At 71.1% G+C, this 13077-nt stretch carries 8 protein-coding genes; 6 read left to right on the forward strand and 2 right to left on the reverse strand.

Features of this window, described 5'->3' with window-relative positions; genetic code table 11:
• Positions 1-315 precede the first annotated feature (315 nt).
• Positions 316-2487, forward strand: coding sequence for a SpoIIE family protein phosphatase (locus ACH4YP_RS00105; protein WP_398488628.1), 2172 nt, complete (start codon positions 316-318; stop codon positions 2485-2487).
• Positions 2488-2641: 154 nt separating this feature from the next.
• On the opposite strand, the gene ACH4YP_RS00110 is transcribed toward ACH4YP_RS00105, so the two are convergent.
• A complete protein-coding gene (locus ACH4YP_RS00110; protein ID WP_398488629.1) occupies positions 2642-3988 on the reverse strand; it encodes a S1 family peptidase in 1347 nt (448 codons plus the stop codon).
• Between the two features lie 527 nt (positions 3989-4515).
• Here ACH4YP_RS00110 and ACH4YP_RS00115 point away from each other — a divergent pair.
• The 5 genes from ACH4YP_RS00115 to ACH4YP_RS00135 all read left to right on the forward strand — a co-directional run bounded on the left by ACH4YP_RS00115 (position 4516) and on the right by ACH4YP_RS00135 (position 11997).
• Positions 4516-5211 (forward strand): type 1 glutamine amidotransferase domain-containing protein, encoded by a 696-nt coding sequence (locus tag ACH4YP_RS00115; protein ID WP_361065910.1) that lies wholly within the window; start codon positions 4516-4518, stop codon positions 5209-5211.
• 504 nt (positions 5212-5715) lie between these two features.
• On the forward strand, positions 5716-5931 hold the full coding sequence (locus tag ACH4YP_RS00120; protein WP_361065913.1) for a type A2 lantipeptide: 216 nt from the start codon (positions 5716-5718) through the stop codon (positions 5929-5931).
• Between the two features lie 108 nt (positions 5932-6039).
• The gene (locus ACH4YP_RS00125; protein ID WP_398488630.1) at positions 6040-6846 is read left to right on the forward strand and encodes an HlyD family efflux transporter periplasmic adaptor subunit; all 807 of its coding nucleotides are present in this window, start codon (positions 6040-6042) and stop codon (positions 6844-6846) included.
• A gap of 44 nt (positions 6847-6890) precedes the next feature.
• A complete protein-coding gene (locus ACH4YP_RS00130; protein ID WP_398489417.1) occupies positions 6891-9107 on the forward strand; it encodes an NHLP family bacteriocin export ABC transporter peptidase/permease/ATPase subunit in 2217 nt (738 codons plus the stop codon).
• Between the two features lie 121 nt (positions 9108-9228).
• Positions 9229-11997 carry an NHLP bacteriocin export ABC transporter permease/ATPase subunit gene (locus ACH4YP_RS00135; protein WP_398489418.1) on the forward strand — a complete coding sequence of 923 codons (2769 nt, stop codon included), beginning with the start codon at positions 9229-9231 and terminating at the stop codon, positions 11995-11997.
• A 221-nt stretch (positions 11998-12218) separates the two neighbouring features.
• Here ACH4YP_RS00135 and ACH4YP_RS00140 read toward each other — a convergent pair whose 3' ends face one another.
• Positions 12219-13052 (reverse strand): alpha/beta hydrolase, encoded by an 834-nt coding sequence (locus ACH4YP_RS00140; RefSeq protein ID WP_398488631.1) that lies wholly within the window; start codon positions 13050-13052, stop codon positions 12219-12221.
• Positions 13053-13077 lie beyond the last annotated feature (25 nt).

Below are 13077 nucleotides of genomic sequence, written 5' to 3' on the forward strand. Positions count from 1 at the left end.
GCGCCGCGCCACTCGGCGTCGAACACCGTCAAGTCGGTCACATGGCGCAGCCACTCCGCCAGGACCGACCTCACCAGACACACGTCGTGCACCAGAAGTACCCGGATCACGTCCGTCCCTTCCGCCCTCCGTCTGCCGATTCCGTCGTGCTCTGCGTGTGTGCCCCATGACAGGCGTGTCCCACTTCTCTCCTGTCCCGGGCGTGAAGAACCGGCCAAGGTCGGTGACCGGGGCGCCCGGCCCCCTCGCCGTGCGGGAACCGCCCTCCCGAGGGAGCCTTGTCACCTGGGCTCCTTCGCGTGTCCGTGGGAGGAGGTGGTCGGCGTGTCCGACTGGCAGGTGTCCGGGCAGGACCGGGACGCCGCCCCGCCGCCGGTCGGCCGGCCGCTGCTGTCGCTGACGCTCGCCGCGCTCATGGACGACGTGCACGCGCACTCGGGCGCGGTGTATCTGCTGACCCCCGGCGAGCCGGTCCTTGAGATGGCGGTGATGGCCGGGCTGCCCAGGGCCTTCGCGGCGCCCTGGGAACGGGTGGGCCTGAGCGCGCCGATCCCGGTGGCGGAGGCGGCGCGCGACCGGCGGCTCGTGTGGGTGGGCGGCGAGGAGGAGATGGCCCGCCACTATCCGCGGATCGCCGTCGTCCTGCCGTACCCGTTCGCGCTGGCCGCGCTGCCGGTGGCGACCGACCGTGCCACGTACGGGGCGGTCTTCGTGACCTGGCCGGGCTCGCACCCCGCGGAGCTGTCCGACCGGGAGCGGGACCACCTCACCGCAGCCTGCGACCGGCTCGCGCTGCGCCTGGAGCGGGCCGTCGAGGAGGGCCGGCCGATCCATCCGGAGCCCGATCTGATCGCCCCGGCGTCGGTGGCGACGGTGGCCGGAACACTGGGCACGTTGGAGGCCGTGCGGATGGTGGCGCGGCTGCCGTACGGGCTGTGCGCGCTCGATCTGCACGGCCGGATCAGCTTCGCCAACGCGGCGGCGGCCGATCTGCTCGGCCTGCCGGTCAGCGGCCTGCTGGGCACCCAGCTGTGGGCGACCGTGCCGTGGCTCAACGATCCGGTCTACGAGGACCGCTACCGGGCCGCGCTGCTCAGCCAGCAGGCGACGTCGTTCGTGGCGCTCCGGCCGCCTTCGGACTGGCTGTCGTTCCGCCTCCATCCCAGTACGAACGGGCTGAGCCTGCGGATCACCCGGGCGCGGGCCGTGGCGCGGGAGGGCCCCGCGGGGTTCCGGCACGCGGACACCGGCACGCGCCTCGTGACCATCTCGCAGGTGCTGAGCCTGGCCGGGGCGCTCACCGAGGCGGTGGGTGTGCAGGACGTGGTGCAGCTGGTCGCGGACGAGATCGCGCCCGCCGTCGGCAGCCAGGCGCTGGTGCTCCTCGGTACGCAGGCGGGCCGGCTGCACGTCCTCGGGCACCGCGGCTATCCGGATCCGCAGGTCGTGGAGCGCTTCGACGGGAGGCCGCTGACCGAGCAGACTCCCGGGGCGCACGCCCTGAGAAGCGGTGTGCCCGCCTTCTTCGACTCCCGGCAGCAGCTGGAGCGCCTATACCCGGCCCAGAACTCCACGCCCGACGGCATGGCGGCCTGGGCGTTCCTGCCGCTCATCGCCTCCGGGCGGCCGGTGGGCACCTGTGTCCTCGCGTACGCCGACCCGCATCCCTTCCCGGCCGACGAGCGTGCCGTGCTGACCAGCCTCAGCGGACTGATCGCGCAGGCGCTGGAACGGGCCCGCCTCTACGACGCCAAGCATCAGCTCGCGCACGGTCTGCAGGCCGCGCTGCTGCCGCACTCGCTGCCGTCGCTGCCCGGTATCGAGGCGGCCGCCCGCTATCTGCCCGCGACGCAGGGCATGGAGATCGGCGGGGACTTCTACGACCTGGTGCCGACGGGCGGCGAGGGCGCGACGGGCGGCCAGGCCGCGGCGGTGATCGGTGACGTGCAGGGCCACAACGTCACCGCGGCCGGCCTGATGGGGCAGATCCGTACCGCCGTACGTGCCTACACGACCGTCGGTCAGCCGCCCGGGGAGGTCATGAGCAGCACCAACAGGCTGCTGATCGACCTGGGTACGGAACTCTTCGCGAGTTGTGTCTATCTGCGTCTGGACCCGGCGCACGGGCAGCTCGTGATGGCCCGGGCGGGGCATCCGCCGCCCCTGCTGAGAAAGCCGGACGGGAAGGTGCGGGTCCTCGACCTGGCGGGCGGGCCACTGCTCGGCATCGACCCGGCCGCCACCTATCCGACGACCGACGTGGCGCTGCCGCCCGGGTCACTGCTCGCCCTCTACACCGACGGGCTGATCGAGTCCCCCGGCGTCGACATCGAGGACGCGCTGGCCGGCCTCGCACAACGGCTCAGCGAGATCGGCGACCGCCCTCTGGACGAGGTGGCCGACTCCCTCGTGGAACACAGCGGAACGGCGGAACAAAGGGTGGACGACGTGGCGCTGCTCCTGCTCCGCGCCCGCCCCACTCCATAGAGGGGCCGCACCGTTCAGGGGCGCGGGGAGCTGCGTGCCCAGCCCCCACGGCCCGCAGACGGCACACCGCCCGCACGCGGAGCGGCCCGGTCCCCCCACGAGGGGAACCGAGCCGCTCCAAGCAACAAGGCGCCGTTACCGACGTACGTTCAGGTCACTGGTTGTTCGTGAGACCCGACTCGTCGTCCACACCGTCACCGTTCTGGTCGTTGACGCCGCCGACCTGCTCCTCGCCGCCGACCGCGTCGCCACCGGCACCGGCTTCTTCACCAGCGCCGGCCTCCTGGCCTGCACCAGCCTCTTCACCGGCACCGGCTTCCTCGCCCGCGCCGGCCTCTTCACCAGCGCCGGCCTCCTCGCCCGCACCGGCACCGGCACCGGCACCCGCGTCGCCCGCACCGAGCGTCGCGCCGACCGCGGCCAGCGCGGTGGTCACCGGCTGGAAGAAGGTCTCGCCGCCGATGGTGCAGTCGCCGCTGCCACCCGAGGTCAGGCCGATCGCGCTGCCGTCCGCGGTGAACAGGGAGCCACCGCTGTCGCCGGGCTCGGCGCAGACGTTGGTCTGGATGAGGCCGGTGACCGTGCCCTCCGGGTAGTTCACGGTGGCGTTGAGGCCGGTGACCTCACCGTCGTTCAGACCGGTGGTGCTGCCCATCCGGATGACGGCCTGGCCGACCGCGGCCTCCGCGGCCTGGGTGATCTCCACCGTCTCCTGGCCGGTGTTCACCGTGCTGGGTGCCACGGTCGCCGGGTCGTCGTACTTGACCAGGGCGAAGTCGCCGTCACCGGGGAACGTGGCGGCCTCGACCGTGCCGATCGCCGCGCCGGCCTCGGAGTCCGACCACTCGGCCGCGGCGACACCGCAGTGGCCCGCGGTCAGGAAGGCCGGGGCGCCGTCGTCGGCGACGACGTTGAAGCCGAGCGAGCAGCGTGCGCCGCCGCCGAAGATGGCGTCGCCGCCCTCGACGAACGTCTTGAACGTACCGGCGGACTTCTTGATGGTCGCCATGCCCGAGCCGAGGCTCTTCACGGTCGACTCCACCTGGTCCCACTTTGCACCCGTGACGGTGCTGTCGGCGGTGACCTGGATCTTGTTCGTCCTGGGGTCGACAGCCCACGAGGTGCCGGGGATGGTCGCGTCGGCCTTCAGCGTCTGCGAGGCCGCGGTGAGTTCCTTCGTGCTGTTGTCGACCTGCTGGACGACGGCACCGGCCTCCTCCGCCTGGACGATGATGTTGTTGTCATCGCCCACGACGTTGATGATGAGCTGCTGCTTGCCGGAGTCGTAGTACGCACCGGCATAGGCTTCACCGAGCAGTTCGGCCAGCTGCGAGGCGAGGTCGGACGCCTCAGCGGCCTTCACCGTTCTGGGGGCGGCACCTTCCGTCGCATCGGTCTGGGACGCCATCGCGTTGGGCAGGATGAGTGCCGCCGCGCCGAGCGCCACCACGCTTCCTGCGGCTATGACGGCCTTGCGCTTGGGTATCCGCTTGTGACTCAACTTCTTGACCTCCTGGGGACTGGGGGGTCCGAGCCGCCGTCTGGCAGCTGACTGCGGGCGCCTGGATGGCTGTAGGTACGCAAGCGGTGCGTGTGGCGTTCAACGTCTTTCCCCAACTTCCTTTGCGAAAGCGCGATTCAGCTGTCCCGGGTCACCCGTCGCCGATGCCGGGGAACAATGCCCGCAGGACGCTGACCACCGCTGATGCGGACAAGATCCTCTCGGCAAGCTTCGCTCCCCGGGTTCTTGAACTCGGTCTGCCGGTCGAGGAGTTGGGCCTCCGTCGGGCGGTGCCGCGGCTGCCCTGACCACGGTCAAGCAGTCCACGACGTTCCAGCGCACGACGACCGCCCTGATCCGTTCCCCGGCCGGGATCCGTTGCCCATTTCAGTTGCGGGTGACGAAAGGACGACATTCGGGCGTACCGACGGCCATTCGGGTCTATTACCGCGATGCCATTGGAAATCCGATGCCCTCCAATGGGTCCCCTATTGGATCTCCGTGTCCCGTCGGCCTACCTTCGAGGCATGGCAAAGATTCTTTTCGTAGTGACCGGTGCCGACTTCTGGACCCTCTCCGACGGCACCAAGCACCCGACCGGCTTCTGGGCAGAGGAGGCAGTCGCCCCGTACGAGGCGTTCAAGGCGGCGGGGCACGAGGTCGTCGTGGCCACCCCGGGCGGCGTCGTGCCGACCGTGGACCAGGGCAGCCTGGCTCCCGAGCTCAACGGCGGCGAGGAGGGCGCCGCCAAGGTCGCCGCCGCGCTCGGCTCGTTCACCGAGCTGCAGCACCCCGTCCGGGTGGAGGACGTGGACCTGGACGAGTACGCGGCCGTCTTCTACCCCGGCGGCCACGGCCCCATGGAGGACCTGGCCGTCAACGCCGACTCGGGCCGGCTCCTCACCCTCGCCCTGGAGTCCGGCAAGCCGCTCGGTGTCGTGTGCCACGCCCCGGCCGCGCTGCTGGCCGCCACCAAGGAGGACGGCTCCAACTCCTTCGCGGGCTACCGGCTGACCGGCTTCACCAACACCGAGGAGACCCAGGCCGGTCTCGCCGACAAGGCCAAGTGGCTGCTCCAGGACAGGCTGGTGGAGATCGGCGCCGACTTCCAGGAGAGCGAGCCGTGGGCGCCGTACGTGGTCGTCGACCGCAACCTCGTCACGGGCCAGAACCCGGCCTCCTCCGCGCCACTCGCCGCCGAGCTCCTGAAGAAGCTCGGCTGACACCACTCCCGTAGCGGCCGACGCCACTCCCGTAACAGAGGCCATCGGCTTGCACTCCGCCACCGCGCGGTAACAGCCCGTTCGAGCGAGGGAGCGGAATCCCGGCTTCAGCAAATCTGCACATCGAATACGCACCCGGGTCACGGCACGCGGCGAATCCACACAGTGGATCGTCGCGTGCCGCGTCTTTGGCGAGGTGTGCCCGATTCGGGCCGACACCCTTTGTTGCGGAGATGTGAATCACCCCGGGGGCATGTGAAGAAGTCGCCACCGCGAGGTGCGCACGCCTGCACCGTTGAGTCGATCCGGCACTCAAATGCCCTGATCACATGGGTCGTTGATTGGATGAGTGGCGCGGCACCGTGCTTTGATCCATTGCACCGCGGGGGTCGTTCGACGGTTCCCGGTTCCGGGTTCCGGACGCCCGCGGTCGCGGCCGTCCATCTGTCCCCAGAGGGGGCCGCTCTCCCCCTTGTGAATATCAATAGGAAGGGAAGTTCCATCATGAACTCCACCCCCCAGGTCGCCACCGTCGAGATCTCCGACGCTGAGCTCGACAACGTCTCCGGTGGCCTCTCGGTCAACGCGCTCGGCACCGTCACGGGCGTCGTCGACGGCATCGCCCCGGTTTCCGGCCTGGTCGACACCGCCGTGGGCACCGTTGAGGGCGCGACCGGCCTGAACACCGCCCCGGTCACCGGCCTGGTCGCCGGCATCTGATCACCTCTGTGATCGCATAGCGTGCCGTGAGTCCCGGAACCGCTTCCCGGTTCCGGGACTCACGGATGTCGTAGTTCGGATCTCATTTCTCGCAGGTGAGGGAAGACCGTGCAGTTCCGCCAACAGGCCCTCGCCAAGCTGCAGTCGCCGGAGGAGCTCGACCTCCCGGTGCGCTTCGCCCGCCCCCAGGGCTGCCTCGTGCTGTTCGTGACGGTGGTCGTCATGGCGGCCGCGTCGGTCTGGGCCGTGACGGGCTCCGTGGCGTCCACGGTGAGCGCGCCCGCCATCCTCACGCACGGGCAGGGCAGTTACCTCCTGCAGAGCCCCGTCTCCGGCCAGGTCACCGCGGTCGTCGCCGAGCAGGGACAGCGGATCGCCGCGAATGCCCCTGTACTCAAGGTCCGTACGGCGAAGGGCGAGACGGTGGTACGCGGTGTCGCCGCGGGCCGGGTCACCGGGCTCGCCGCCACGATCGGCGCGATCATCAGCACGGGTACGAACGTGGCCGCCGTGGAGAAGGTCGCCGACGCCGACGACCCGCTGTACGCGACGGTGTACGTGCCCGCCGAGAACGCCGCCACGATTCCCTCGGACGCGGCCGTCGACCTCACCGTCCAGTCCGCGCCGACCCAGCAGTACGGGGTGCTGCGCGGCCATGTGAAGTCCGTCGACCGGGCCGCCCAGTCGGAGCAGCAGATCGCCGCCTTCCTCGGTGACAGCCAGTTGGGCGAGCAGTTCACGAAGAAGGGCAGGCCGGTGGCCGTCCTCGTCCGGCTCGACCGTTCGTCGGGCACGAAGTCCGGCTACAAGTGGTCGTCGGCGGACGGGCCGCCGTTCCGGCTGGGCTCCATGACGGTGGCCTCCGGCTCGATCCGCCTGGAGGACCAGCGCCCGATCGATTGGCTGCTGCCGTGAGCGCGACCGACGAGTCCACCACCGCGGCCGGCCGGGAGTCACAACTGCCGCCGCCCGTACGGGGCCGCCGCCGCGCCACCCCGCCCAAGCGCACCGTCCCCAAGGGCCGGGTCAAGACCGTCCGTACGCCCACCGTCCTCCAGATGGAGGCCGTGGAGTGCGGCGCCGCCTCGCTCGCGATGGTGCTCGGGCACTACGGACGGCACATCCCGCTGGAGGAGCTGCGCATCGCCTGCGGTGTCTCGCGCGACGGCTCCCGGGCGAGCAACCTGCTGAAGGCGGCGCGGAGTTACGGCCTCACCGCCAAGGGCATGCAGATGGACACGGTCGCGCTCGCCGAGGTGCGCGCTCCGGCGATCCTGTTCTGGGAGTTCAACCACTACGTCGTCTACGACGGCATGGGGCGCCGCTTCGGCCGGCGCGGCGTGCACATCAACGACCCCGGCAAGGGCCGCCGGTTCGTGCCCATGGAGGACTTCGACACCAGCTTCACCGGTGTCGTGCTGGTCCTGGAGCCGGGCCCGGACTTCAGGAAGGGCGGCCGCAAGCCCGGCGTCATGGGCGCCATGCCGGCCCGGCTGCGCGGCACGTCGGGCACGATGCCCGCCGCCGTCCTGGCGAGCCTGCTGCTGGTCGCGGTCGGGGCGGCGGTGCCCGCGCTCAGCCGTACGTACATCGACATGTTCCTGATCGGCGGGCAGACCTCGCTGCTCGGGGTGCTGTTCTCGTCGATGGGCGCGACGGTGCTGCTCACCGTCGTGCTGACCTGGCTCCAGCAGACGAACCTGCTGCGCGGCCGCATCATCTCGTCCACGCTCAGCAGCGCGAAGTTCCTCCGGCATCTGATGCGGCTGCCGGTCACCTTCTTCTCCCAGCGCAGCCCGGCCGACCTGGTGCAGCGCCTCCAGTCCAACGACGCGGTGGCCGAGACCCTGGCCCGGGACCTGGCCGCGGCGGGCGTGGACGCGGTGGTCGTCGTCCTCTACGCCGTGCTGCTCTACACGTACGACCCGCAGCTCACGGCCGTGGGCATCGGGGTCGCGCTGCTCAACATCGTGGCGATGCGGGTGGTGATCCGGCTCCGTGCGACGCGTACGGCCAAGCTGCGCGCCGACAGCGCGCGGCTGACCAACACGGCTTACACGGGCCTCCAGTTGATCGAGACGATGAAGGCGACCGGCGGCGAGGAGGGCTACTTCCGCAAGTGGGCCGGGCAGCACGCCACCACGCTGGAGGAGCAGCAGCGGCTCGGTGTGCCGAGTGCCTGGCTGGGGGTGGTCGCGCCGACCCTCGCGACGCTCAACAGCGCGCTGATCCTGTGGATCGGCGGTATGCGGGCCGTGGAGGGGCACATATCCGTCGGTCTGCTGGTCGCGTTCCAGGCGCTGGTGACCCGCTTCACCGCGCCGATCACCCGGCTCAACGGCGTCGCGGGCCGCATCCAGGACTTCGCGGCCGACGTGGCCCGCCTCAAGGACGTCGAGAACTTCGCGGCCGACCCGCTCTACTCGCGCCGCGGTGGGGGCGACAGCACGCGCAGGCTGCACGGCCATGTGGAGCTGGAGAACATCACCTTCGGCTACAGCCCGCTCGACAAGCCCCTGCTGTCCGGCTTCTCGCTCACGGTCGGCCCGGGCCAGCAGGTCGCCCTGGTCGGTGGCTCGGGCAGCGGCAAGTCGACGGTGTCCAGGCTCATTTCGGGGCTGTACGCGCCCTGGGAGGGCGTGATCCGTATCGACGACCAGCGTCTGGAGGACATCCCGCGCGGCGCGCTCGCGGCCTCCGTCTCCTTCGTCGACCAGGACGTCTTCCTCTTCGAGGGCTCGGTCCGCGACAACATCGCTCTGTGGGACCCCTCCGTCCCGGACGAGGCCGTGGTCACCGCGCTGGAGGACGCGGCCCTGTACGACGTGGTGATGCGCCGCCCGGGCGGTATCCAGAGCCGGGTCGAGCAGGACGGGCGGAACTTCTCCGGCGGCCAGCGCCAACGCCTGGAGATCGCACGGGCGTTGGTGCGCAGGCCCAGCATCCTCGTGCTCGACGAGGTGACGAGCGCCCTGGACGCGGAGACCGAGCAGCTCGTCATGGACAACCTGCGCAAGCGCGGCTGTGCCTGCGTGGTGATCGCGCACCGGCTCAGCACCGTGCGCGACAGCGACGAGATCGTGGTCCTCCAGCACGGCACGATCGTGGAACGCGGGCGTCACGACGCCCTGGTGGCGGCCGGCGGCGCGTACGCCGAGCTGGTCAGGGAGCGATGAGATGACGTCCGCGTACCCGCAGAACCAACAGAACCCACAACAACAACAGCAGTATCAACCGGACGAGCAGCCCCAACAGCCCGCCACCGAGGGCGACTACGTGCTCGGCGCGCTCGGTGGCATGGGCACCCCGGTCGACGGCTCCGGCCTCACCCGTCTGGACCTCGAAGGGCCGCATGTGCTGTGGCTGGTCGTGTCCGGCGCCATGGACCTGTTCGCGGTCGACGCCGCACAGCAGGGCCACTGGCACCACCTCGGCCGCCTCGAAGCGGGCTCGCTGCTGCTGGGCCCGGTCGCGGGACCCCAGCACACCCTGGTCGGCAGACCGCTGCGCGAGTGCGTACTGCGGCGGATCGCGCTGCGCGAGCTGTACCAGCCCCCGCAGACCGAGACCTGGACGTACGACGCGTACGGCAACCCCCAGTACGTCCCCCCGGCCACCAGCCCACTGGAGTACGCCCTCTCGCTCGGCGTCGGCCGGGGCCTCGCCATCCTCTTCGAGGCGCCCCTGGCGACCGACCGGGACGCGGCGCTCACGGACGACGACGTGCTGTGGATGCAGGTGCCGCCGGGCAGTGTGCAGTACGGCTCCTTGTACGGTGCCGAGGCCGCGGCGGACCTCCTGGTCGACCCCGCGATGTGGCAGACCATGGTCGACCAGCAGTACCGGCTGCTGGCCACCCTCGACCGCTGGATCGAGCAGCTGGAGCGCACGCACGAGACCCGTACGGCCGCGGGCATCAAGGCCGGCGAGGCGGTCCGCGCGCAGGCCGACCGGACGCTCATCGCCTCCATGTCCAAGCGCTCGGGTTCGGGTCCCGGCGCGGCGGACGCCGACGCCACGTACGCCGCCTGCAAGCTCGTCGCACACGCCGCCGGGATCACGCTCGCCGATCCGTCGCAGGGCGGCGCGGAGAGCGACCGGCTCGACCCCGTCGAACAGATCGCGCTCGCCTCCCGGGTCCGGGTGCGTGCCGTACGTCTCGACGGGCGCTGGTGGCGCGACAACATCGGGCCGCTGGTCGGGCACCGGGTCGCGTCCGGCGCCCCGGCCGCGCTGCTGTGGCGGCGCGGCGGCTACGTGGCGGTGCATCCGTCGAGCGGTCGTGAGACACCGGTCGAGAAGGCCAACGCGGCGGAGTTCGAGCCGCGGGCCGTCATGTTCTACCGGCCGCTGCCCGAACGCAGGCTGAGCCCGCTGCGGCTGCTGCGGTTCAGTCTCCGGGGCACCGGCGGGGACATGCGCAACCTGGCGCTCAGCGGTCTGGTGACGGTGGCTCTCGGTGCGCTGGTGCCGATCGCGACCGGCAAGGTGCTCGGCGAGTTCGTGCCGAAGGCCCAGGAGAGCCTGATCGTCCAGTTCTGCCTGGCCATCATGATCGCCAGTGTGGTGTCGGCGGCCTTCATGCTGATGCAGAACCTCACCATGCTGCGGCTGGAGGGCCGTATCGAGGCCACGCTCCAACCGGCCGTGTGGGACAGGCTGTTGCGGCTGCCGACGAAGTTCTTCACCTCGCGCTCCACCGGTGAACTGGCCAGCGCGGCCATGGGAATCAGCGCGATCCGCCGGCTGATGGCGGGCGTCGGCCCGGTGGTGGTCCAGTCGGTGACGGTCGGTGCGATGAACCTCGCGCTGCTCCTCTGGTTCAGCGTCCCGATGGCGCTCGCCGCGATCGGCATGCTCGTCGTCATCGCCGGGGTCTTCCTGGGGCTCGGCCTGTGGCAGGTGCGCTGGCAGCGCCGACTGGTCGTCCTCAGCAACAAGCTCAACAACCAGGCCTTCCAGACCCTGCGCGGCCTGCCCAAGCTGCGGGTCGCGGCGGCGGAGAACTACGCGTACGCGGCCTGGGCGGGCGAGTTCGCGCGCAGCCGTGAGCTCCAGCAGCGCGTGGGCCGGATCAAGAACCTCACGACGGTGCTGGGCGCGGTGTATCTGCCGCTCTGCTCACTCATCATGTTCATGTTGCTGGCGGGTCCCGCGCGCGGTTCGCTGTCGGCGGCGGCCTTCCTGACGTTCAACACCTCGATGACCATGCTGCTGACCTCGGTCACCCAGGTGACGGGTGCCTTTGTGTCGATGGTGTCCGCGCTGCCGATGTTCGAGGAGATCAGGCCGGTCCTCGACGCGACGCCCGAGGTGCGGGTGGCGAGTACGCGCCCCGCCGAGCTGTCCGGAGCTCTGGAGGCGAAGAAGCTCTCCTTCCGGTACACCGACGACGGTCCGCTCGTCCTGGACGACGTGTCCTTCGCGATCCGGCCGGGCGAGTTCGTGGCGGTCGTCGGGCCCAGCGGCTGCGGCAAGTCCACCCTGCTGCGGCTGCTCATCGGCTTCGACAAACCGGTCTCGGGCAGCGTCCTGTACGACGGCCAGGACCTGGCGGCCCTCGACCAGTCCGCCGTACGCCGTCAGTGCGGGGTGGTGCTCCAGCACGCGCAGCCCTTCACCGGGTCGATCCTGGACGTCATCTGCGGCACCGAGCCCTACACGCCCGAGGAGGCGATGGCGGCCGCCGAGATGGCCGGTCTCGCCGAGGACATCAAGCGCATGCCGATGGGCCTGCACACGATCGTCTCGGGCAGCGGTGCCGTGTCCGGCGGCCAGCGCCAGCGTCTGATGATCGCCCAGGCCCTGATCCGGCGCCCGCGCATCCTCTTCTTCGACGAGGCGACCAGCGCCCTCGACAACGAGACCCAGCGCACGGTCATCGAGAGCACCCGCGCCCTCAACGCCACGCGTGTCGTGATCGCGCACCGCCTGTCCACCGTCATGGACGCGGACCGCGTCATCGTGATGGAGGACGGCCGGGTCGCCCAACAGGGCCCGCCCGCCCAGCTGTTGGCGGACACTGGCGGGCGGCTGCACGAGCTGGTGCGACGGCAGATGCAGTAGCGGACGCGGCAGGGGCCGCCGTCAGGCGTCCTGTCCCGGGACCGCGGCTCCGGAGGGGACGCCGGCCGCGGCGTACGCCCGGCAGACCTCCTGCCAGGGCGCACCGGCACCCGCGGGCGGGCGTGTTCTCGGCCTCCAGGACGTCGGTGAGGGTGAACCGGGTGCGCTTCTCGTCCAACTCCTCCGGATCGATGCGCAGTTCGTCGTCGGCGGTCGCGACCTCATCCGCGCCAGTCCCGGGGCACCTCACCGCCCCGCGTCCACATCTGCGTCGCCAGGACCCGTACGGCCGCCGCGAAGCCCGCAGGGCGCGGCAGGAACTCCAGGTGGATGCCGGGGAACTCCGCCCACGGCACCCCGATCCGGCGGGCGATCTCGATCGAGGGCCGCGCGTAGTACGTACCGCGGTCAGCCGAGCCGGCCCCGAGGACGATCGGGAACGGGGCGCCGGAGAGGGCGGCCTCGTCCGGCAGGAAGGCGGCGAAGCCCGGCCACTCCCGGCCGAAGAGGTGGTCGCCGTTGCCGAGGAACCTCTTCCAGAGGTCTTCGGGCCACAGGTACGTACCCTCGCCGCGCACGGTCCGCCCGAAGAGGCGGCCCGCCGCCGGGGCGCCGCCCCGCGCGTACGCCTCGGCCACCTCGGCGAAGAAGTCGCGTGCGGGGTCGCCGTCGGGCAGGACGTTCACGGCGGGCGGCTCGTGCGCGATCAGCCCGACGACCACTTCCGGGTGGCGGGCGGCCAGCGTCAGGCCGATGATCGCGCCGCCGCTGTTGCCGAACACCAGGGCGCGACCGCCCGCCAGGCCGTCGATGAGGGCGCGGGCGTCGGCGGCCTGCTGGGCCAGTTCCATGGGCGCGTCGCCCTGGCCCGTACTGCGGGAGTTGCCCCGCCGGTCGTACGTGATCACGGTGAAGGCGTCCGCCAACTCGTCGGCGATCCCCGTGAAGTACCCGGCGTCACCCCCCGCGCCGCTGATCAGCAGCAGTGCGGGCCCGTCGCCGCGCACCTCGTGGTACAGCCCGGCCCTGTCGACCTCGAACATGCCCCTGCGCATGTGAGCCCTCCCTCACTAGCGAAAC

The sequence above is a fragment of the Streptomyces sp. NPDC020747 genome, assembly GCF_044334695.1.
Classification (GTDB): Bacteria; Actinomycetota; Actinomycetes; order Streptomycetales; family Streptomycetaceae; genus Streptomyces.